Origin of the sequence: Aeromonas sp. R6-1 (assembly GCF_040908165.1) — a bacterium.
Lineage (GTDB): Bacteria > Pseudomonadota > Gammaproteobacteria > Enterobacterales > Aeromonadaceae > Aeromonas > Aeromonas caviae.
In genome coordinates this window covers 90811-110156 of record NZ_JBFODF010000026.1, presented here as the reverse complement: position 1 = coordinate 110156, position 19346 = coordinate 90811, and the positions used below count along the sequence as shown (strand labels likewise).

General features: G+C 60.9%; 23 protein-coding genes. 13 read left to right on the top strand and 10 right to left on the bottom strand.

Features of this window, described 5'->3' with window-relative positions:
* Positions 1 to 8 precede the first annotated feature (8 nt).
* Positions 9 to 914 (top strand): alpha/beta fold hydrolase, encoded by a 906-nt coding sequence (locus tag AB5Y68_RS06905; protein ID WP_039039952.1) that lies wholly within the window; start codon positions 9 to 11, stop codon positions 912 to 914.
* Positions 915 to 970: 56 nt separating this feature from the next.
* Here the strand turns inward: AB5Y68_RS06905 and AB5Y68_RS06900 are convergent, their stop codons facing one another.
* Entirely contained in the window at positions 971 to 3346 is a 2376-nt protein-coding gene (locus AB5Y68_RS06900; protein WP_039039953.1) for a PilZ domain-containing protein, read from the bottom strand.
* 100 nt (positions 3347 to 3446) lie between these two features.
* Between AB5Y68_RS06900 and radA the strand changes: the two genes are divergently transcribed.
* On the top strand, positions 3447 to 4811 hold the full coding sequence (gene radA, locus AB5Y68_RS06895; RefSeq protein WP_010673036.1) for a DNA repair protein RadA: 1365 nt from the start codon (positions 3447 to 3449) through the stop codon (positions 4809 to 4811).
* Positions 4812 to 4864: 53 nt separating this feature from the next.
* On the opposite strand, the gene AB5Y68_RS06890 is transcribed toward radA, so the two are convergent.
* A complete protein-coding gene (locus AB5Y68_RS06890) occupies positions 4865 to 5251 on the bottom strand; it encodes a PilZ domain-containing protein (protein WP_039040014.1) in 387 nt (128 codons plus the stop codon).
* Positions 5252 to 5353: 102 nt separating this feature from the next.
* Positions 5354 to 5836 carry an Rsd/AlgQ family anti-sigma factor gene (locus AB5Y68_RS06885; protein WP_029313757.1) on the bottom strand — a complete coding sequence of 161 codons (483 nt, stop codon included), beginning with the start codon at positions 5834 to 5836 and terminating at the stop codon, positions 5354 to 5356.
* A gap of 338 nt (positions 5837 to 6174) precedes the next feature.
* On the opposite strand from AB5Y68_RS06885, the gene hupA reads away from it, so the two are divergent.
* The gene (gene hupA / locus AB5Y68_RS06880; RefSeq protein ID WP_005305063.1) at positions 6175 to 6447 is read left to right on the top strand and encodes a nucleoid-associated protein HU-alpha; all 273 of its coding nucleotides are present in this window, start codon (positions 6175 to 6177) and stop codon (positions 6445 to 6447) included.
* 113 nt (positions 6448 to 6560) lie between these two features.
* Positions 6561 to 6986: a hypothetical protein gene (locus AB5Y68_RS06875; RefSeq protein WP_029313758.1), complete on the top strand. Its 426-nt coding sequence runs from the start codon at positions 6561 to 6563 to the stop codon at positions 6984 to 6986.
* Between the two features lie 82 nt (positions 6987 to 7068).
* Here AB5Y68_RS06875 and AB5Y68_RS06870 read toward each other — a convergent pair whose 3' ends face one another.
* Together AB5Y68_RS06870 and dusA are read right to left on the bottom strand one after the other, a co-directional pair.
* On the bottom strand, positions 7069 to 7218 hold the full coding sequence (locus tag AB5Y68_RS06870) for a hypothetical protein (RefSeq protein ID WP_080769988.1): 150 nt from the start codon (positions 7216 to 7218) through the stop codon (positions 7069 to 7071).
* Positions 7219 to 7220: 2 nt separating this feature from the next.
* Positions 7221 to 8207 carry a tRNA dihydrouridine(20/20a) synthase DusA gene (dusA, locus tag AB5Y68_RS06865; RefSeq protein ID WP_039039954.1) on the bottom strand — a complete coding sequence of 329 codons (987 nt, stop codon included), beginning with the start codon at positions 8205 to 8207 and terminating at the stop codon, positions 7221 to 7223.
* Positions 8208 to 8343: 136 nt separating this feature from the next.
* Here dusA and zur point away from each other — a divergent pair, with 136 nt between their 5' ends.
* Genes zur through AB5Y68_RS06850 form a run of 3 tightly spaced genes read left to right on the top strand, consistent with a single transcriptional unit; the run spans position 8344 to position 9486 of the window.
* Positions 8344 to 8802: a zinc uptake transcriptional repressor Zur gene (zur, locus tag AB5Y68_RS06860; protein WP_039039955.1), complete on the top strand. Its 459-nt coding sequence runs from the start codon at positions 8344 to 8346 to the stop codon at positions 8800 to 8802.
* Positions 8792 to 9253: a chemotaxis protein CheX gene (locus AB5Y68_RS06855; protein ID WP_010673043.1), complete on the top strand. Its 462-nt coding sequence runs from the start codon at positions 8792 to 8794 to the stop codon at positions 9251 to 9253. The genes zur and AB5Y68_RS06855 overlap by 11 nt, the downstream gene beginning before the upstream one ends.
* Positions 9254 to 9258: 5 nt before the next feature.
* Entirely contained in the window at positions 9259 to 9486 is a 228-nt protein-coding gene (locus AB5Y68_RS06850; protein ID WP_039039956.1) for a hypothetical protein, read from the top strand.
* Positions 9487 to 9575: 89 nt separating this feature from the next.
* Here the strand turns inward: AB5Y68_RS06850 and brnQ are convergent, their stop codons facing one another.
* Both brnQ and AB5Y68_RS06840 read right to left on the bottom strand, forming a co-directional pair.
* Positions 9576 to 10883 (bottom strand): branched-chain amino acid transport system II carrier protein, encoded by a 1308-nt coding sequence (brnQ, locus tag AB5Y68_RS06845; RefSeq protein ID WP_039040015.1) that lies wholly within the window; start codon positions 10881 to 10883, stop codon positions 9576 to 9578.
* A gap of 190 nt (positions 10884 to 11073) precedes the next feature.
* The gene (locus AB5Y68_RS06840) at positions 11074 to 11784 is read right to left on the bottom strand and encodes a tRNA1(Val) (adenine(37)-N6)-methyltransferase (protein WP_039039957.1); all 711 of its coding nucleotides are present in this window, start codon (positions 11782 to 11784) and stop codon (positions 11074 to 11076) included.
* A gap of 127 nt (positions 11785 to 11911) precedes the next feature.
* Here AB5Y68_RS06840 and srmB point away from each other — a divergent pair, with 127 nt between their 5' ends.
* Positions 11912 to 13132: an ATP-dependent RNA helicase SrmB gene (gene srmB, locus AB5Y68_RS06835; RefSeq protein WP_039039958.1), complete on the top strand. Its 1221-nt coding sequence runs from the start codon at positions 11912 to 11914 to the stop codon at positions 13130 to 13132.
* Positions 13133 to 13318: 186 nt separating this feature from the next.
* Here srmB and yaaA read toward each other — a convergent pair whose 3' ends face one another.
* Genes yaaA through tapT form a run of 3 tightly spaced genes read right to left on the bottom strand, consistent with a single transcriptional unit; the run spans position 13319 to position 16292 of the window.
* Entirely contained in the window at positions 13319 to 14092 is a 774-nt protein-coding gene (gene yaaA, locus AB5Y68_RS06830) for a peroxide stress protein YaaA (RefSeq protein ID WP_039039959.1), read from the bottom strand.
* Positions 14093 to 14124: 32 nt separating this feature from the next.
* Positions 14125 to 15234: a PilT/PilU family type 4a pilus ATPase gene (locus AB5Y68_RS06825; RefSeq protein ID WP_010673049.1), complete on the bottom strand. Its 1110-nt coding sequence runs from the start codon at positions 15232 to 15234 to the stop codon at positions 14125 to 14127.
* A gap of 23 nt (positions 15235 to 15257) precedes the next feature.
* The gene (gene tapT / locus AB5Y68_RS06820; protein ID WP_010673050.1) at positions 15258 to 16292 is read right to left on the bottom strand and encodes a type IVa pilus ATPase TapT; all 1035 of its coding nucleotides are present in this window, start codon (positions 16290 to 16292) and stop codon (positions 15258 to 15260) included.
* A gap of 39 nt (positions 16293 to 16331) precedes the next feature.
* Between tapT and AB5Y68_RS06815 the strand changes: the two genes are divergently transcribed.
* The 5 genes from AB5Y68_RS06815 (at position 16332) to AB5Y68_RS06795 (ending at position 19293) form a co-directional block, all read left to right on the top strand.
* On the top strand, positions 16332 to 17033 hold the full coding sequence (locus AB5Y68_RS06815; RefSeq protein ID WP_039039960.1) for a YggS family pyridoxal phosphate-dependent enzyme: 702 nt from the start codon (positions 16332 to 16334) through the stop codon (positions 17031 to 17033).
* Positions 17034 to 17156: 123 nt separating this feature from the next.
* Positions 17157 to 17981, top strand: a complete 825-nt coding sequence (gene proC, locus AB5Y68_RS06810; RefSeq protein ID WP_039039961.1) for a pyrroline-5-carboxylate reductase — start codon at positions 17157 to 17159, stop codon at positions 17979 to 17981.
* A 23-nt stretch (positions 17982 to 18004) separates the two neighbouring features.
* A complete protein-coding gene (locus AB5Y68_RS06805; RefSeq protein WP_010673053.1) occupies positions 18005 to 18556 on the top strand; it encodes a YggT family protein in 552 nt (183 codons plus the stop codon).
* On the top strand, positions 18556 to 18855 hold the full coding sequence (gene yggU, locus AB5Y68_RS06800) for a DUF167 family protein YggU (protein ID WP_010673054.1): 300 nt from the start codon (positions 18556 to 18558) through the stop codon (positions 18853 to 18855). The genes AB5Y68_RS06805 and yggU overlap by 1 nt, the downstream gene beginning before the upstream one ends.
* 18 nt (positions 18856 to 18873) lie before the next feature.
* The gene (locus AB5Y68_RS06795) at positions 18874 to 19293 is read left to right on the top strand and encodes a DUF4426 domain-containing protein (protein ID WP_029313762.1); all 420 of its coding nucleotides are present in this window, start codon (positions 18874 to 18876) and stop codon (positions 19291 to 19293) included.
* Positions 19294 to 19346 lie beyond the last annotated feature (53 nt).

Here is a 19346-nt window from a genome sequence, read left to right as displayed (position 1 = left end):
ATCACGAGATGGAACTGTTACAGCAATCCCTGTTTGTCCCCTGCGGTGAGCATCGACTCCATGTGCGCCATATCCAGCCCGGTGTCGCGGTGCATGCCGACCCCATCCTGATGGTGCACGGGGCCATCGAGAACGGCCGCATCTTCTACACCGAATCGGGCAAGGGGCTGGCCTGCTTTCTGGCTCGCCACGGGTATCAGGTCTATGTGGCGGATCTGCGTGGTCGGGGTCTGAGCACACCGACCATCGCCGAGCGGGCCGGCCACGGTCAGCATGAGCTGATCACCGAGGATCTGCCCGCCCTGCAGCGCTGGGTATCGACCCGCCATGCCGGTGCCCGGGTGCACTGGATGGCCCACTCCTGGGGCGGCGTCATCATGGCCTCGACCCTGGTGCGCTTCCCCGAGCTGGCGGAGCAGGTTGCCAGCCTGGTGTTCTTCGGCACCAAGCGGGGGGTCTCGGTGCAGAACCCGGAGCGTTGGTTGAAGGTGGATCTGATCTGGAACCGGCTTGCCCCCTGGCTGGCGAGCCGCCAGGGGTTTCTGGCCGCCCGCCGGTTGAAGATAGGGGCCGATGATGAGCCCCTGCGCTACTTGCAGGAGACCATCCCCTGGGTCAAGTGCGGGCCCTGGTTGGACCCCTTTGACGGCTTCGCCTATGACGAGGCGGCGAGCCGGGTCAACTGGCCCCCGCTCTGGATGATCTCCGCCAAGGCGGACAAGGTACTTGGCCACCCCGTCGACGTGCGCCGCTTCAGCGACGAGATGGGCTCGGCCGCCCGCCACACCCGCCTTGGGCGGGACAACGGCAACCGCCTCGATTACGACCACATCAACATGCTGACGGCCCCCCAGGCACAGGAGGATCACTTCCCCGACATCCTCGCCTGGCTGCGTAACCCCCAGGCTGCCTGATAGACAAAAAACGGGCACTTGCGTGCCCGTTTTTTGTTGTCTCCCGGCCCTGCTGGCTAGCGGGGCCCGGATGGTATGCCAAGGCGGAACAGGGTCGCCTCGGTGGTATCGGTCAGTTCACCCACGCCCACGACACTCCAGAGCTCCTCTTCCAGCTTCTTGGCCTTGTGAATGGCGAACTTGGCGATGTAGTCCAGTTCACCCGCGATGAAGCTGGTGTCCGGGCGGCCGGTGCGCGAAATACCCACCAGTACTGAATAGAACTCTCCCTGTTGCCGGGCCAGCTCGATGAAACGGCGCTTTTGATCCGGTGAGCTGAAGCTGCTGGCCAGGTGGCTGCGAAACAGGGGGGTTCCCCCCTGGGAGTGGAGGGCGGCGATGTAGACCTCCTCCTCTTCCGGCTTGTCTTCCCGCTCGATGGCGCGCAGGGGATTGAGCAGCAGGGCCTTGAGCAGTGCCCCCTGGAACAGGGGATACAGGTTCAACTGCTGATCCTGCTCGGCACAGATGCGCAGCAGACGGGAAAGGCTGCGTGGCTGTGGCGAGAGGCCGGCCGCGGCCAGTTTCGGGGCGGCCTTGAGTTTGTTCACATAGACGGGGGTGTTGAACAGGTGGTGGGTGTAGAGGTTGCGCAGCGCCCTGGCCATGCCGCGATAGCGATTGAACTCCCGGGTGGTTTTGAGCTTGTTCTGGTTGCTTTCGATCAGCAGGCTGAAGAACTGGTGGCCGGTATGGCGCTCAGCCGTCCCCTCGATGCACAGATGCAGCACGGTTCTGCTCAGGTTGAGGCTGACCAGCCGATAGGGCAGGCGTTGCAGGTCCATGTTTCTGGCGAGCTCCTGCAAACGGGGCAGAGCCACCGTGATGATGTCTCCCTTCTCCCCGTCGAACGGCTCCTCCAGCTCGATTTGCATACCGTGGGCCGAGATGTCTCGGGTCCAGCCGACCCAGGATCGCTCCTTGTGATGCAAGACGATGGCCGTCTTGTGCATGTAGCGCGCCTCCTTGCGCAGTTGCACATAGTGCAGCGTCTCTATCTCGAAGGGGGCGGCATGGATGTCATGGCCAAAGCGCTGCAAGGCGTTGGCGTTGAGCGGATCCTGACCCGTCTCTCGCTGGAACTCGTCGCGCTGGTTGTCCAGGTTTATCTCCTGCAGTATGCCTACGTATCCGAGCTGGGCTAGGCGCTCGCGCAGCAGCCTGTCCTGCAACGGGCTCGCCCCGCCCTGGGGGTTGTCGAGGTCGGCCTCCCGCAGGGTGCAGGCTTCCATGCTGAACTTGTATACCCGCCAGCTGGGGCGGCGGGCGCCGATCTGGAAGAAGAGCGCGGTCAGTCCGCTCTGTTCCAGCTCCTCCCGGGTCGCGGAGAAGAAGTAGAGGTGGCTGCGTACCGCATGGGTAAAGCTGTAGATCAGCGTCTCGCGCAGCCCCTCCTTGCCCGGGAGCAACGAGGGCATGCGGGCAGCGGTGAAGAGGCTGGCGAGCATGTCGCGGTTCTTGGCGTCGCGCCAGTATTCGAGAATGTGCTGGTTGTTCTCGGTGCGCAGGGCGATCTCGAGGGCGGGGACGCTGCCCTTGCCGAAATAGAGGGGCATGCCGGTCATGCGCGGCAGATAGAACTGTTCATACCCCTTGATGACGGCGGCGGAGAGCAGGTAGTCGACGCTGACGCGATAGCGGCTGCGGTTGCGCTCGATGAAGTCGCGCAGGAACTCGTCGAACACCGGATGTTCGCCGTTCTTGAGCAGCCTTAGCCAGAATTTGTCCTCTTTTCTCTCCTCCCCCAGGATCTGGTAGCTGACCGGGTCACGCAGCAGGGGATGGGGATGATCGCGTTCCAGTCCGGTGAAGAAGACGGCTATCAGGTCGCCTGTCTGGTAGTCGGGCAGATAGGGCACGGATACCCGGATGCCGCCGAGGGAGATGTCGGAGCTCTTGGCGAGGATCTTCTCGCCGTTGGCGAGCTGGAGCACCATGGGAGAGCTGAAGTGCATGCGCTCTTCCTGTCGCCCGTAATGGCTGGCGAAGGGGATGGCGCTGACATCGAACGGGCGAAACGGGCTGATGGGCAGCGCCAGATTGTCGCTGCGCCCCTGGTTGAGTTTGTACCAGGCTTGCAGCGCCTCGTAGACCCCCAGGGTGTAGCTGTCCCGGTAGAGGTAGCACTGGGATTGAAACAGCTCGATGGCCTCGGCGGGCATGAAGTGGGTCACCCCGTCGAACTCATGCACCTGACAGAGGGTGCCCAGCTCGTTGCGCATGTCGATGACGCGCCGACAGGGGGTGCACTTGCGTTTGAGTTCCATCTTCAGCAGGAACCGGCTGTTGGTATTTTCGTTCTGGGTCAGACGGTTGAAGATTTCGTCGAAGTCCTTTTCCCGGAGCAGGGGGACAAGTTGTTCTATCAGATGTAGTGGTTGTTCTGAATCCATGTATTCCTGCCGCGGAAAGTCACTTTTCCGATTCTGGGTTTGATCTGCCGGTCGCAAACAAGTATATCAAGCAGGAATTCATCCTGTCCCCGAGTTATCCATGGCCAAAAACAAAACCGCCTATGTTTGTTCCGAATGTGGAGCCGACTTCACCCGCTGGCAAGGCCAGTGCAGCGAGTGCAAGGAGTGGAACACCATCACCGAGGTGCGACTGGGGGTGACGACACCCGGCAAGAGCGCTCGCTATACCGGTTATGCGGGCGCCGTCGGCAGCCAGGTGCAGACCCTCGCGGAGATCGCTACCACGGAGATCCCCCGTTTCAGCTCGGGCTTCAAGGAGCTGGACCGCGTACTCGGTGGCGGTGTGGTCCCCGGTTCGGCCATTCTCATCGGCGGCAACCCCGGGGCCGGCAAGTCGACCCTGTTGCTGCAGACCATGTGCGGCCTGGCGCAGCGCATGAAGACCCTCTATGTGACCGGTGAGGAGTCACTGCAACAGGTGGCGATGCGGGCCGGTCGGCTGGGTCTGCCCACGGACAAGCTACGCATGTTGTCCGAGACCAGTGTCGAGCAGATCTGCCTCATCGCCCAGCAGGAGCAACCTCAGATCATGGTCATCGACTCCATCCAGGTGATGCACGTGGCGGATGTGCAGTCTGCGCCGGGGTCCGTCTCCCAGGTGCGGGAGTCGGCGGCGCTGCTGACACGCTATGCCAAGCAGAATCATGTGGCCATCTTCATGGTGGGCCACGTCACCAAGGACGGCACTTTGGCGGGTCCCAAGGTGCTGGAGCACTGCATCGACTGCTCCGTGCTGCTGGATGGCGGGCACGACTCGCGTTTTCGCACCCTGCGCTCCCACAAGAACCGGTTCGGTGCGGTCAACGAACTGGGGGTCTTCGCCATGACCGGGCAGGGAATGAAGGAAGTGAGCAACCCTTCCGCGATTTTCCTCAGCCGCGGGGAGGAGCAGGCTCCGGGCTCCATCGTCATGGTGATCTGGGAAGGCACGCGCCCCCTGCTGGTGGAGTTGCAGGCGCTGGTGGATTACTCCCAGCTCTCCAATCCGCGCCGGGTGGCGGTGGGGATGGATCACAACCGTCTCGCCATGCTGCTGGCGGTGCTGCATCGTCACGGCGGGTTGCAGATGGCGGATCAGGATGTGTTCATCAACGTGGTGGGTGGCGTCAAAGTCGAGGAGACCAGCGCGGATCTGGCGCTGCTGCTGGCCATGGTGTCGAGCTTCCGGGATCAGGCCCTGCCCAAGGATCTGGTAGTCTTTGGTGAGGTGGGGCTCTCCGGCGAGATACGGCCCGTGCCCTCGGGTCAGGAGCGACTGCAGGAGGCGGCCAAGCACGGTTTCCGCCGAGCCATCGTCCCGCATGCCAATGCGCCCAAACATCCCATCGAGGGGATGGAGGTGGTGCCGGTGAAGAAACTCTCCGATGCCCTCGAGGCCCTGTAACCAACCATGAAAAAGGAGCGTATGAACGCTCCTTTGTTTTTCTGACCGCCCGCTCAGGATTCGGGGGGGACGTGGTCTCGGTGCTCTTGCAGCAACTGCTCCAGCTCGCGATGGAGCAGTTGCTCCTCTCCGATGTTCAGCTCGATCATCCGCTTGAGGTGAGTGGCGCTGTCGATGTCGATGTGGTGGCAGTAAAACCCCAGCTTCTTGCTGGCTTCGTGGGTCAGCTCGACTTGCATCTTGATCTCGATGTCGCTGCCCCCGAGCACGAAGCAGATTTCGTACTCCTTGTCCTCGCTGGCGACCCAAGCCTCGGGTCTGAGCAGCAGGGCTCCCTGCAGGGAGACATCGACCAGCTGGGTGCGCCACTGGTGTTCACCCTGGGTGAGCTTGGCGGCGGTCAAATAGAAAATCCGAGTAAAGTGGCGGCGCTCGGCCATGGTCGTCTCCGGTCTGCGTGCGAGCAAGATGCTCATTCTTCATGTTGCAGAGTGTAATCCAGCTGGCACGCCAGGATATTGAACTGGCTCCGATATTGAATATCAGACCTGCTGATGGCTGAGGGATTCCACCACCTGCAGCGCCTTGACCAGCCGATCCTCCTGTTTGAACCTGTCCTCCAGCACGGGGCCGAGTTGGTTCAGATCCTCGTCCAGTTGCAGCAACTGGGCTTCGTCGGCGTTGCTGTACTTGTCGTTGAACTCCAGCGCGAATTCGGTACAGGCACGGATATGGGGGTAGATGCGCTTGGCCAGCTCCAGTTTGTCGCCGCTGGCTTGCTCAAAGGCGGTGACGACGTGGTTGTAGATCTCGAAATGGCCTGCGCTGACGTAGTCGACCAGTTGTTCGCAAAAACGTTGCAGTTCTACATGGCCTGGGAGGGTGCGTTGCTTGCACTTGGCGGGCATGAGGCCTGCCAGTCGCATGTACTCGACCAGCAACGCCTGTCTGGCATCCAGCCAGTCATCTATTGCTCTGTGCTTGCCTGCCAGTGCGCGCTTGGTTTTTTCCAGTTCAGTTAACATAGTCCCTCCATGGGCATGACATGCGGCTCTCGGGTCGCATGCCTCCGGTCATTCTCATCGACTGACGACACTCCTATAACTAGGGAAAATCCAGTTGACCGTCAATAGGAGTGTAGGGATATTGTTACATCAGGCGGGGATTTGCATGCCTCTCCCCACCGGTACTTCGCATCCTGTCGCCCATCCAGGGGACAAGGGGGCGATATATGTGACTATTTCCGCAGATCTTGATGAAAACCCCAGCATTCAAGCCAATCCGGCTGATAAAGCCTTTGCCTGAGTGTTTTTTTTTGAATAGAGTGGCCCGGTGCTAAATGCCCGATCATAAAGGAAATGTTATGAACAAAGCTCAACTTGTCGATGCAATTGCCGCCAAAGCAGACCTGAGCAAAGCTCAGGCCAAAGTCGCTCTGGAAGAGATCATCAATGGTATTACCCAGAGCCTGAAAGAGGGCGATGCCGTTCAGTTGGTGGGTTTTGGTACCTTCAAGGTCAACCATCGCGCGGGCCGTACCGGTCGCAACCCGCAAACCGGCAAAGAGATCCAGATTGCAGCTGCCAATGTGCCGTCCTTCGTGGCTGGCAAGGCGCTGAAAGACGCCGTCAAATAAGGTCGTCTTGTAATCAAATGAAGCCCGGCTTGTGCCGGGTTTTTTCTTGCCATCTTCGTCAAAATTTGTTTCAGATACACTCAGGATATGGCATGCGCTGTAGCGAGGTGGATATGGAACAGAAAAATGCCATTCGGCAGGTAGCCGTCCCCTGGGCTCCCTCTCGTCAACTCCCTCCCGGCCTGGTCGTGGCCGAACTGCATCAGGATATCTGGAGCGACACCCTGACCGTCATGCTGGGGCGTGCTCGCAGCATCGATCTGCCTCCGTTGCCCCTGTGCCGGGTGAGTTTTCGCCACATCTTCGCGGTGCGGGTGATGGAGGATTGTGATCTGGCGGAGGGGCGTGACAGCCACGTCATCGAGGAGCAGATCCAGCTCATCACCCCGTCCCGTTTCGCCAGCTGGTTCCATCAGGAATCCGATGGACTGCACTTGGATGAAGATTTGCAGCACTACCGCATCTCGACCTGGGATTACTGCGCCGATGTGCTGACCTCTTCTCCCCCTGAACTCCAGTTCATGGTTCAGGAGGAGTAAGCCAGACTGTCGGGTCGCCTCCGTGGTGACAACAAAGCCGGCGCAGGGGCGCCGGCTTTTTCTTGTTCGGGAGAGGTGGCGTTCAGCCCAGGATCTGGTCCCGGTGCAGCCCCAGCACGATCAGCAGCCCGATGAAATAGAAGGTGCTGAGCTTGATGCCGAGAATGGTGAGCAGGCCGGCGCACAGACGCACCAGGGCCTTGTGCAGCCAGGATCCGGTGAAGCGGTACATGATCACTCCACCGCGTCGGCTGGCGCGAACTCCGGCACCTTGGCCATGGCGTCCAGCACCACTTGAATGTCGGCCCCCGGCTTGCAGGCATTCTCGCTCAGATGGCGACGCCAGGCGCGCGCCCCCTGCATGTTCTGGAACAACCCCAGCATGTGGCGGGTCATGTGGGAGAGGTAGTTGCCCTTGGCCAGCTCTTGTTCGATATAAGGCAGCATCATCCGCACCACCTCGTGGCGGCTCGGCACGGCACGGTTCTCGCCGAACACCAGATTGTCCACCTGGGCCAGAATGTAGGGGTTCTGGTAGGCTTCGCGGCCCATCATGACCCCGTCGAGGTGCTGCAGATGTTCAAGAGTCTGCTCCAGACTGGTCACCCCGCCGTTGATGGCAATGGTCAGATCCGGGTAATCCTGCTTGACCCGGTAGACGCGAGGATAATCGAGGGGCGGGATCTCGCGGTTCTCTTTCGGACTCAGACCGCTCAGCCAGGCCTTGCGGGCATGGACGATGAAGGTATCGCAACCGGCGTCCCTTACCTGCTCGATGAAGGCCTGCAAGAACTCGTAGGAGTCTTGATCGTCGATGCCGATACGGGTCTTCACGGTGACCGGAATGTTGACCACGTCGCGCATCGCCTTGACGCAATCGGCCACCAGTGCGGGTTCACCCATGAGGCATGCGCCGAAGCGGCCGTTTTGCACCCGATCGGAGGGGCAGCCGACGTTGAGGTTGATCTCGTCATAGCCGCGCTCCTCGGCGAGCCTGGCGCAGCGGGCCAGGTCTGCCGGGTTGCTGCCACCCAGTTGCAGGGCGAGAGGGTGTTCCTGCTCGCTGTAGCCCAGATAGTCGCCCTTGCCGTGGATGATGGCGCCCGTGGTCACCATCTCGGTATAGAGCAGGGTCTGGCGGGTCATCAGACGGTGGAAATAACGGCAATGCCGATCGGTCCAGTCCAGCATGGGGGCGATGGAAAAGCGCTGCGCCTGCATAAAAATCATCCGGGTTGGCCAAACAAGGGGCGGGATTCTATCACAACGTGAGACAGCCCCAGAAAATGAATTTTGTCGCCGCGCACTGGGGGCCCTGTGATAGTATCCGGCTAATTGACAGGGTATCTGCGTGAACATGAATCAAGACCAACTTCTACAACGAGCGGAACGCCTCTGCGAGCAGCGCGGGATCCGTTTCACCCCGACACGGCGCCAGGTGTTCCGGCTGCTTGCCGCCCACGGCAATGCCATCAGTGCCTATGATTTGCTGGCCCAGTTGCAGCAGACCGAGGCTCATGCCAAACCGCCTACCGTCTATCGGGCGCTCGACTTCCTGCTCGAACAGGGCTTTGCCCACAAGGTGGAGTCGCTCAACGCCTTCATCTTCTGCTGCCACTTCGACCATGCCCACCCGATGCAACTGCTGATCTGCGATCGTTGCGGTGAGGTAGTGGAGCTGCACGATCCCGCCATCGACGGCGCCTTTTCCGAGCAGGCTCATCAGCATGGTTTTACTATTACCAACAAGACCATAGAAGCCCATGGTCAATGTGCCCGCTGTTCCGCTACCGTAGGAAGTCAAGATGAAGGCTGATTTTGTAAACCCGTTCCTGCTCTCCCTGCTCAACGTGCTCTCCACCATGGCACAGCTGGAACTCAAACCGGGCGCGCCCAAGCGCAAGACGGACGAGCTGGCTCGGGGAGATGTCTCCGGCCTGATTGGCATGGTGGGTCCGCAGACCCGGGGTTCCCTCTCCATCAGCTTCGAGAAGGGGCTGGCACTGGAGATCATGCGTCGCATGCTGGGGGAGGCGCCGGCCACCATCAACGAGGAAGTGACCGACATGGTGGGCGAGATCACCAACATGGTGACGGGCGGCGCCAAACGCATGCTGGGGGAGAAGGGCTATGAGTTCGACATGGCGACCCCGGTCATCGTCTCCGGTCCCAATCACACCATCACTCACCGGGCCGACGGCGCCAAGATCATGATGCCGTTCGAATCGGAGTATGGCCGTGCCACCATCGAGATCTGCTTCGAGTAATCGCCATGTGGAAGATGCTGAAATGGAGTGTCATCGGTGGGGTGGTGCTGCTTATCCTGTCGGATATCGAGATCAGCACCTCTCTCTACAAGTACGAAGACAACCGCGTGGAGATCAACTTCCCGCGCTGGCAGGCTGACCAGCCCTGGGGCACCCTGCGCTGGCATGCGGGCCGGTTTGAGCATCACTGGTACGGTCTTGCAGGCAAACCCAAGCCAGCAACCGTCCTCTGAGGAGCGCTCTCCACAACGGATGGATCAGATTGCACCAACAATAAAGAGGCCAGCGAATGCTGGCCTCTTTATTGGGTCAAGATCTGTTATCAGGCAGCTTCTGCTGCCAGCTTGCCATTGCCACGCACCATGACACCGAGGCCACAGGCCAGCAGGGTCGGCAGCAACCAGGCCAGGCCCTTGTCAAACAGCGGCAGGAAGGCGAACGCATCCATCTTCATGCCGGCGGCGCCCAGGCCGTCCAGGCAGCCGAACAGGAAGGCGACCAGCAGCACGGAGCGGAACACCAGGCGGGGGCGACCGAAGTAACCCTTCAGGAAGGTGACCAGCACCAGCGCCACGGCAACCGGGTAGATGGCGACCAGCACCGGAATGGAGAGGCTGATGAGCTGGCTCAGGCCCACGTTGGCCACGACGCCGCAGATGACACCCAGCAGCACGACCAGCTTCTTGTAGCTCATGCCGGTCAGGTTGTGGAAGAAGTCGGAGCAGGCGGAGATGAGGCCGACGGCCGTGGTGAAGCAGGCCAGGGTGATGATGGCAGCCAGGATGAACTGACCCGGTTGGCCGAACAGGCTCAGCACGTAGGCGTTGACGATGGCACCGCCGTTGCTCACGTCTGTGGCGACGCCGGCAGCGGTGTTGCCCAGCTGGAACAGGGAGACATAGACCACGGAGAGACCGATGGCGGAGATGATGCCCGCGATGGCCAGGTACTTGAACTGGCTCTGGTAGTCATGGATGCCTTTCTGGCGCAGCAGGTCGACGATCAGGGCGCCGAACATCAGGGACGCCAGGGTGTCCATGGTGTTGTAGCCTTCCAGAATGCCCTTCACGAAGGGGGTGCTCTGGTAGTCACCGGATGCGGCAGGCATGCTTCCTTGCGGTGCGACGAAGACACCGATGGCCAGGGTCAGCAGCAGCAGCATCAGCAGCGGGGTCAGGTACTTGCCGATGGCATCCATCAGCTTGCCCTGGTTCAGGGAGACCAGGATGGCCACGCCGAAGAACAGTACTGTGTAGGCAGCCAGACCGGATGGTCCCATGTCGCCAAGGAAGGGCTTGAGGCCCATCTCGTAGGCCACCAGGCCGGTACGGGGGGCGGCGAAGGCCGGGCCGATGATGATGTAGATGGCGACGGCCAGTGCGGTGGCCACGCCGGTCGGCAGCAGCTTGGTCATGCCGGCCCAGCCGTTGCCAGCCTTGGCGACGGCGATGATGGTGATGAGGGGCAGGCCCACGGCGGTGACCAGGAAGCCCAGCATGGCGAGAGAGAGGTGCTCACCCGCCATGAAGCCGGCCAGGGGCGGGAAGATGATGTTGCCTGCGCCCAGATAGAACGCAAAGGTCATGAAGCCCAATCCGAGTACATCGGACAATGTGAGTGATTTCGTCAAGTTCAACCTCGTCTGTCTTGTAAACTATTGCTTGTTATAGTTTTTTATTTGTCAGTGACCGGCACTTTCCGGGGGTAAAAAAAAGAGCCCCGCTGGTTTTTTCATCGCGACCAGTGGTTTGAACTGGTCTTGAGCGGGCGCTCATTTAGCAGTCAGCATAATGATGTGAAAAAATAGTTCAAGGCAAAATTTACATCTTCAAATAGAAGGGGCTGGTTAGTTGGATATATCTGTCGGAATAGCCTCCCGTGGCAGAATGGATCACAATTTCACCCCTCTCACACTTGTTTAATCCTCTGCCAAGCAGCAATAAAACACGATTTGCCTCTTTCCCCTCTCTGGTAGTAACAGCCAGATAACAACGCTCATACAGATCATAACTCGACGAAATGCATAAAATTTCATCCGCCATCGCCGTGGGCAGCACCAGGGCCAGTTGCCCGGCACGGCTCAGCAGGCGATCACTGGCGGCCAGCAATCCCCTGGGGTCGAGCCCCCCGGTATGACGGGCCAGAGCCCTGGCCGGATCGCGAAGTGTCTGGCCTGCCGGGAAATAGGGCGGGTTGGAGACGATGAGATCGTAAGGGGGGGCGAGGTGATCCTGAATGGCGCTCTCTATGATGGTGACCCGCTCACGCCAGGGGGAGGCCGCCACATTCTCCTTGGCCTGCATGGCTGCATCCTTATCCAGCTCCACCCCGTCTATGTGGCAGTCGTTCGTGCTGCGCTGGGCCAGCATCAGGGCGATGAGGCCGCTGCCGGTGCCGATGTCCAGCACCCGGCGGGCGCTGTCGACCGGCGCCCAGGCTCCCAGCAGAATGCCGTCCGTACCGACCTTCATGGCGCAGCGGTCGTGATCGATGTGAAATTGCTTGAACGTGAAACCGTTGTTGCGCCCCATTCGGCCCTCCTCCTGTACTTGCCCGCGGAAAATGGCCGGCGATTATAGCGGCTAAGCCACAGTCACCATAGGAGCCGGCGGCATAATCGCCTATAATCTGCCGCTTCCTTAATGACCGAGTATTGCCATGAGCCAGTCCTTTGATGATTTCGACCTGAATCCAGCCCTCAGTCGGGCCTTGGCCGAGATGGGATTCACCCGCCCCACCACCATCCAGCAGATGGTGCTGGAGCCAGCCCTGGACGGCCGCGATATTCTGGCCTCTGCGCCGACCGGAACCGGCAAGACCGCCGCCTTCCTGCTGCCCGCGATGCAGCACCTGCTGGACTTCCCGCGCCGCAAGCCGGGTCCGTGCCGCATGCTGATCCTGACTCCGACCCGCGAGCTCGCGCTGCAGGTGAGTGCTCACGCCAAGGCCCTGGCGGTGCACACCCATCTCAGCATCGAGACCATCATCGGTGGTGTCAGCCATGAAGAGCAGCTGCCTGCCCTGACCAAGACCACCGACATCGTGGTGGCCACCTCTGGCCGTCTGCTCGAGTACATCGAGAAAGAGGAGTTCGAGAGCCACGACATCGAGGTGCTGGTGCTGGATGAAGCGGACCGGATGCTGGACATGGGCTTCATCAAGGACGTGAACCGCATCGTGGAAGAGGCGCGTTACCGCAAGCACACCATGCTCTTCTCCGCCACCCTGGAAGGGGCCGGCCTCGAGAAGTTTGCGAGCGAGATCCTCAAAGACCCGGTTGAGCTGCACGCCGAGCCGCCCCGCAGCGAGCGCCGCCCCATCACCCAGTGGATCCACCTGGCCGATGATGCCGCCCACAAGCTGGCTCTGCTGGTGCACATCCTGAAAAACCCGGAGACCCAGAAGGCCATCATCTTCGTCAAGACCCGTGAGCGACTGGCGGAGCTTTCCGGCCAGTTGCAGGCGGCAGGCGTGCCCTGCGCCTGGATCCGTGGCGAGATGGAGCAGGCCAAGCGCATCGAGTCTATCCGCAAGTTCCACGAAGGGGAGGTGCCCTTCCTCATCGCCACCGACGTGGCCGCCCGCGGTATCGACCTGCCGAACGTCAGCCATGTCATCAACTACGACATGCCCTACGGCGCGGATGTCTATGTGCACCGGATCGGTCGTACCGGTCGAGCCGGCAACCGTGGCTGCGCCATCAGCCTGGTGGAAGCTCACGACATGGCCATGGTCGCCAAGATCGAACGCTACACCGAGGAGCGCCTCAAGCGCCGGGTGATCGATGAGCTGCGCCCCAGACACAAGGAAGCGCGGGTGCCGGTGAAGAAGAAAAAACCGAAGGATGCCAAGAAGTCGGCAAAGAAGAAAAAGAAGTAATGCCCCGAGCACAGTTGAAACGGCCATCCCAGGATGGCCGTTTTGCTGTCTGCTGCCTGGGGAGTGGCCTGAGAGAGGCGCAGAAAAAAGCCGACGCAAGGACGTCGGCCAACAAAAAGTGCTTACAACAGAGGATTCACAGAGTCAGACCCGAGGATCTCCGACTTGGTTCCCTTGAATGTGTAATTAATTTTCAGCGCGCTTGAACATCAGGGTATTGGCGTCGGACTCTTCCGGTACGAAGTAGTAGCCGTCGGCATTGAAACCGGTCAGCTGTTCCACCCGGGTGAGCCGATGCTTGATGATGTGGCGTGCCATCATGCCGCGGGCCTTCTTGGCGTAGAAGCTGATGATCTTGAACTGGCCGTTCTTCTCGTCCTTGAAGACCGGGGTGATGATGCGCCCCTGCAGGGCTTTCGGGCGCACCGACTTGAAATACTCGTCGGAGGCGAGGTTGATCAGCACGTCGTCCCCCTGGGCCGCCAGCGCCTTGTTCAGGTGCGCTGTGATGATGTCGCCCCAGAACTGGTAGAGGTCCTTGCCGCGCGGGTTCTCCAGCCTAATCCCCATCTCCAGGCGGTAGGGCATCATGAGGTCAAGCGGCCGCAGTACGCCATAAAGGCCGGAGAGCATGCGCAGGTGGGCCTGGGCGAAGTCGAGGTCGGCCTCGCTGAAATCTTCTACGGCCAGACCGGTGTAGACATCCCCCTTGAAGGCCAGCAGCGCCTGGCGGGCGTTGGCCGGCGTGAAGTCAGGCTGCCACTCGGCAAAGCGGGCGGCGTTGAGGCCGGCGAGCTTGTCGCTGATCTTCATCAGGCTGGCGATCTGGTCCGGGCTCAGTTGACGAGCCCGGGTGATCAGTGCTGCGGAGTGGTCCAGCAGTTCGGGTTGGGTGAAACGGGAGGTCACCAGGGGTGACTCGTAATCCAGCGTCTTGGCCGGGGAAACCACAATCAACATAACTGTCCTTTACTAGCGATGACGCACGCCCCTCATTCATCCAGGGTCACGTTGTCGAGAGTGCCTGCGCCCAGCTGCTCGCGACCCGACAGCTTGATGAGCAGTCGCAGGTCGTTGGCGGAGTCGGCATGGGCAAGGGCCTCACTGTAGCCAATTTGGCCGGCGCAGAACAGGGTGAACAGCGCCTGATCGAAGGTCTGCATGCCGAGCTCGCCGGATTTGGTCATCACCTCCTTGAGTCTGTGCATCTCTCCCTTGCGGATGATGTCGGTGACGAGCGGGGTGTTGAGCAGGATCTCGAAGGCGGCGACCCGGCGCTGCCCATGAGCGGAGGGGAGCAGCTGCTGGGCGACGATGGCGCGCAGGTTGAAGGAGAGATCGAACAGGAACTGGCGGTGCTTCTCCTGGGGGACCAGATGCAGGATGCGATCCAGCGCCTGGTTGGCATTGTTGGCGTGCAAGGTGGCGAGGCAGAGGTGTCCCGTCTCGGCGAACTGGATGGCGAACTCCATGGTCTCCTGGGAGCGGATTTCACCAATGAGGATGACATCCGGGGCCTGGCGCAGGGAGTTTTTGAGGGCGACATCGAAGGATGCGGTGTCGATCCCCACCTCCCGCTGGGTCACCAGACAGCGATCGTGCTGATGGACGAACTCCACCGGATCCTCCACCGTCAGGATGTGGCCGTCACCGTGCTGGTTGCGAAAGCCTATCATGGCCGCCTGGGTGGTGGACTTGCCGGCGCCAGTGGCGCCGACGAAGAGCACCAGCCCGCGTTTGGCCATGGCGACCTCCTGCAGGATGGGGGGCAGCACCAGCTCGTCAAAGGTGGGGATGCGGGTCTCGATGCGGCGCAGCACCATGCCCGGCATATCCTGTTGCCAGAAGGCGCTGACCCGAAAGCGCCCCAGCGAGCCTCGCTGGATGGCGTAGTTGGCCTCGCGAGTGTGCAGGAAGCGCTCGAAGTGGGTCTCGTCCAGGCTCTCCCTGATCAGCGCCAGCGCTGTCGTCTTGTCGAGGGGAGCCGGCCTGAGCGACACCAGACGCCCGTTGACCTTGAGGGTCGGGGGGGCATCGACCGTGATGAAGAGATCCGAGCCCTTTTGTTCAACCAGTGCGGCGAGCAGAACATCCATGTTCATGGCGACTCCTTGGGTGTGCAAGCTTAAATGGTATTGGGATCGACCGCCTTGGCCTTGGCATCGAGGGAGGCGACGACCCCCCGGTTGACCAGCTGCTTGAGGCTCTGGTCCATGGTCTGCATGCCGTGGGTCATCCCGGTCTGGATGACGGAATAGAGTTGGGCCACCTTGTCTTCCCGGATGAGGTTTCGCACCGCCGGGATCCCCAGCATGATCTCGTGGGCCGCCACCCGGCCGCCACCGATACGCTTGAGCAGGGTCTGGGAGATGACCGCCCGCAGGGATTCGGAGAGCATGGATCGTACCATGTCCTTCTCCGAGCCGGGGAAGACGTCGATGATACGGTCGATGGTCTTGGCAGCCGAGGAGGTGTGCAGGGTGCCAAACACCAGGTGACCGGTTTCGGCGGCGGTCATGGCGAGACGGATGGTTTCGAGGTCCCGCATTTCACCTACCAGGATGATATCCGGGTCTTCCCGCAGGGCCGAGCGCAGGGCGTTGCTGAAGCTCTTGGTGTCGCGGTGTACTTCCCGCTGGTTCACCAGGCAGCGCTTGTTCTCGTGCACGAATTCGATGGGGTCCTCGATGGTGAGGATGTGGTGGTGGAAGTTGTCATTGATGTAATCGACCATGGCGGCCAGGGTGGTGGATTTGCCCGAGCCGGTGGGTCCAGTCACCAGCACCAGGCCGCGAGGGTACTCCGCTATCTTGCGAAATATCTCCGGCGCCCCCAGATCGTCCAGGGTCAGAACGGTACTCGGGATGGTACGAAACACCGCGCCCGAGCCGCGCGCCTGCTGGAAGGCGTTGACCCGAAAGCGTGCCATGCCGGGCACTTCGAAGGAGAAGTCCACCTCGAAGTTCTCCTCCAGCTCCTTGCGCTGGTGGTCATTCATGATGTCGTAAATGAGGGCATGGACTTCCCGGTGATCCAGGGCGGGCAAATTGATCTTGCGAACCTCCCCATCAACCCTGATCATCGGGGGGACCCCGGCCGAGAGGTGTAGATCCGATGCCTTATGCTTTACACTGAATGCCAATAACTCTGTGATATCCATAGATTTGTTATTCTCCCATCACAAGATTACGAACGAAATATGAGCCAGATTGCCCAGCACCTGCTTCAGGTAAAGGAACGTATTGTAGAGGCTGCCCGGCGTGTTGGCCGCAGCCCAGATCACATCCAGTTGCTTGCTGTCAGCAAAACCAAGCCGCTGGGGGACATTCAGGCTGCCTATGCCGCCGGCCAGCGGCGCTTTGGCGAATCCTACGCCCAGGAGGCCGCGCTCAAGATTGATGCCTTGCGCGAGCAGAACGCCTGTACAGACATAGAGTGGCACTTTATCGGCCCGCTGCAATCGAACAAGTCCAAGCTGGTGGCGGAGCGGTTCGACTGGGTTCAAAGTGTCGATCGCGACAAGCTCATCGAACGCCTCAACAACCAGAGACCGAGTGGGCTCGCGCCGCTAAATATCTGTCTGCAAATCAATATTAGCGGAGAGAGCAGCAAATCCGGTACGTCGGAGCAAGAGATTTTCCACCTGGCCTCCCTGGTGGCCCAAAGCGAGCGGCTGCGGTTGCGCGGCCTGATGGCCATCCCCGAGCATACCCGCGACGAGGGAGTGCTCGCGGCCCAGATGGCGCGCATGCAGGCTCTGTTCACCGAGCTTGCGCAACAATACCCGAGCGTCGACACCCTTTCGATGGGAATGACCGAGGATCTTGAGCCTGCCATTGCCCATGGCAGCACCATGGTGCGGGTCGGGACCGCCATCTTCGGGGCCCGTGACTATTCATGAGCAAGAGCCGGGGCGAGAAACACCCCGGTCGTGCTTTTTTTCAGGTAAACAGGCGCGTGTGATGCTGTCAGCCCGCACAGGCTGGGTCGGCATCCGCTGCGATGTCAGTAACAGGAGTGTTTGATGCAGCAGAGAACCCTCGCCTTCATCGGGGCAGGCAACATGAGCCGCAGTATCATTGCCGGCCTCATCCAGGCGGGTTACCCGGCAGAGCGTATCATCGCCGCCAATCCGAGCCGCCCCAAGCTGGACGAACTGGCCAGCCAGTTCGGCATCCGTATCACCCAGGACAACGCCGAGGCGGCCCGTGAGGCCGAGGTGATCGTGCTGGCGGTCAAGCCCCAGCTGATGGCGGGCATGCTGACGGCGCTGGTGGCCGAGCTTGGCTCGCTGGATGGCAAGTTGCTCATCTCCATCGCTGCCGGCATTCGCGTCGCGCGCTTGCAGGAGATGGCGGGCGGTCACGATCGCATCATTCGCACCATGCCCAACACCCCCTCCTTGCTGGGGCTGGGGATGACCGGGCTCTATGCACCGCCCGCCATCGGGCAGGCTGATAGGGCGGTGGCCGAACAGATGATGCAATCCGTGGGCAAGACCCTCTGGGTGGATGAGGAGGCCGGCATCAACGGCGTCATTGCGGCGGCGGGCAGTGCCCCGGCCTACTTCTTCCTGTTCATGCAGGCGATTGCCGAGGAGGCCGAGGCCATGGGCTTTACGCCGGAGCAGGCTCGCCTGCTGGTGCAGCAAACCGCCCTGGGGGCGGCCGCCATGGTGGAACAAAATCCCGATCTGTCGCTACAGACCCTGCGCGAGCAGGTGACCAGCAAGGGCGGGACCACGGCCGAGGCCGTCAAGACATTCCAGGAGCAGGGGCTGATGCCGCTGACCGCAAGAGCCATGCAGGCGGCCGTTACCCGGGCCGGCGAAATGGAAACCCTTTTCTGAATCCCTTTTAGCAAGGAGCCCGGATGAACACGGCTTACTTTTTGATTAACACTGTCTTTGATCTCTACCTCATGGTGGTGCTGCTGCGGGTCTGGCTGCAGTGGGCGCGGGCCGACTTCTACAACCCCATGAGCCAGATGGTGGTCAAGCTGACCAACCCGCTGGTGGTGCCCCTGCGCCGCGTCATCCCGGGTTTTGGCGGGCTGGACATGGCCTCTGTGCTGCTGGCGCTGCTGATCGCCTTTGGCAAGTTGGTCCTGCTCAAGAGCATGAATGTGCTGCAGGCGGACTGGCTCACTCTCTGTCTGTTTGCGACGCTCACCGTGCTGAAGAAGGCGGGTTCCATGATCTTCTGGATCCTGCTTATCCGCGCCATCCTGAGCTGGGTCAGCCAGGGTCGCAACCCCATTGAATACGTGATGCACCAGCTCACTGAACCCTTCCTGGCCCCCATTCGCCGCATCCTGCCTGCACTGGGCGGGCTGGATCTCTCCGTGCTGGTCGCCTTCATCGCGCTGCAGGCCATCAACTACCTGATGGGGGATCTGTTCGGCCAGTTGTGGTGGATGATCTGATGCCCGCCGTCCTGCTGGAAGGGGACGAGCTGGTGTTGCATCTGATGATCCAGCCCAAGGCGAGCCGGGATCAGATCATCGGATTGCACGGTGACGAGTTGAAAGTGGCCATCACGGCGCCGCCGGTGGATGGTCAGGCCAACAGTCACCTGATCAAGTACCTGGCCAAGCAGTGCAAGGTGGCCAAGGGGCAGGTTCGCATCCTGCGGGGGGAGCTGGGTCGGCACAAGACGGTCGCCATCGACGCGCCAAAGCAGATCCCCGCCGAGATTGCCGCTCTGCTCGATAATCAGGGTTGATACGAGAGGGATGACATCATGAAAACAGCCTGGATGAGTTGCCTGCTGGCGCTCCTGATGACGCTGCCGCTGCGGGCTGAGCAGATGCAGGAGCTGGGCCCCTGGAAAGTGCACTACAGCGCGTTCAACTCCAGCTTCCTCACCCCCGAGGTAGCCAGGACCTATGGCCTGGAGCGCAGCCGCTATAACGGCATCGTCAATATCGCGGTGCAGAACAAGCAGGGGGTGGCACAGGCGGTGGGGATCAGCGGCGAAGCCCGCAATCTGACAGGCACCCTTCGCACCCTGAATTTTCAGGAGGTGAAAGAGGGGAATGCCATCTATTACCTGGCAGTGCTGCCCTATCGCAATGAGGACACCTACCAGTTCACCCTGAAGATCATGGGTGAGGGGCAGCAGCAGACGCTGACCTTCCAGCAGACCTTCTACGTCGACTAGATTGCAGGGTGAATGCAGATGCCCTGCCCCCACGGGGGCGGGGCATTTTTTTG

Bases quoted from the DNA above. Each gene is read 5' to 3' on its own strand.
- AB5Y68_RS06905 (WP_039039952.1), top strand. From the start codon at position 9: ATGGAACTGTTACAGCAATCCCTGTTTGTCCCCTGCGGTGAGCATCGA.
- AB5Y68_RS06900 (WP_039039953.1), bottom strand. From the start codon at position 3,346: ATGGATTCAGAACAACCACTACATCTGATAGAACAACTTGTCCCCCTG.
- radA (WP_010673036.1), top strand. From the start codon at position 3,447: ATGGCCAAAAACAAAACCGCCTATGTTTGTTCCGAATGTGGAGCCGAC.
- AB5Y68_RS06890 (WP_039040014.1), bottom strand. From the start codon at position 5,251: ATGGCCGAGCGCCGCCACTTTACTCGGATTTTCTATTTGACCGCCGCC.
- AB5Y68_RS06885 (WP_029313757.1), bottom strand. From the start codon at position 5,836: ATGTTAACTGAACTGGAAAAAACCAAGCGCGCACTGGCAGGCAAGCAC.
- hupA (WP_005305063.1), top strand. From the start codon at position 6,175: ATGAACAAAGCTCAACTTGTCGATGCAATTGCCGCCAAAGCAGACCTG.
- AB5Y68_RS06875 (WP_029313758.1), top strand. From the start codon at position 6,561: ATGGAACAGAAAAATGCCATTCGGCAGGTAGCCGTCCCCTGGGCTCCC.
- AB5Y68_RS06870 (WP_080769988.1), bottom strand. From the start codon at position 7,218: ATGTACCGCTTCACCGGATCCTGGCTGCACAAGGCCCTGGTGCGTCTG.
- dusA (WP_039039954.1), bottom strand. From the start codon at position 8,207: ATGCAGGCGCAGCGCTTTTCCATCGCCCCCATGCTGGACTGGACCGAT.
- zur (WP_039039955.1), top strand. From the start codon at position 8,344: ATGAATCAAGACCAACTTCTACAACGAGCGGAACGCCTCTGCGAGCAG.
- AB5Y68_RS06855 (WP_010673043.1), top strand. From the start codon at position 8,792: ATGAAGGCTGATTTTGTAAACCCGTTCCTGCTCTCCCTGCTCAACGTG.
- AB5Y68_RS06850 (WP_039039956.1), top strand. From the start codon at position 9,259: ATGTGGAAGATGCTGAAATGGAGTGTCATCGGTGGGGTGGTGCTGCTT.
- AB5Y68_RS06840 (WP_039039957.1), bottom strand. From the start codon at position 11,784: ATGGGGCGCAACAACGGTTTCACGTTCAAGCAATTTCACATCGATCAC.
- srmB (WP_039039958.1), top strand. From the start codon at position 11,912: ATGAGCCAGTCCTTTGATGATTTCGACCTGAATCCAGCCCTCAGTCGG.
- yaaA (WP_039039959.1), bottom strand. From the start codon at position 14,092: ATGTTGATTGTGGTTTCCCCGGCCAAGACGCTGGATTACGAGTCACCC.
- AB5Y68_RS06825 (WP_010673049.1), bottom strand. From the start codon at position 15,234: ATGAACATGGATGTTCTGCTCGCCGCACTGGTTGAACAAAAGGGCTCG.
- tapT (WP_010673050.1), bottom strand. From the start codon at position 16,292: ATGGATATCACAGAGTTATTGGCATTCAGTGTAAAGCATAAGGCATCG.
- AB5Y68_RS06815 (WP_039039960.1), top strand. From the start codon at position 16,332: ATGAGCCAGATTGCCCAGCACCTGCTTCAGGTAAAGGAACGTATTGTA.
- proC (WP_039039961.1), top strand. From the start codon at position 17,157: ATGCAGCAGAGAACCCTCGCCTTCATCGGGGCAGGCAACATGAGCCGC.
- AB5Y68_RS06805 (WP_010673053.1), top strand. From the start codon at position 18,005: ATGAACACGGCTTACTTTTTGATTAACACTGTCTTTGATCTCTACCTC.
- yggU (WP_010673054.1), top strand. From the start codon at position 18,556: ATGCCCGCCGTCCTGCTGGAAGGGGACGAGCTGGTGTTGCATCTGATG.
- AB5Y68_RS06795 (WP_029313762.1), top strand. From the start codon at position 18,874: ATGAAAACAGCCTGGATGAGTTGCCTGCTGGCGCTCCTGATGACGCTG.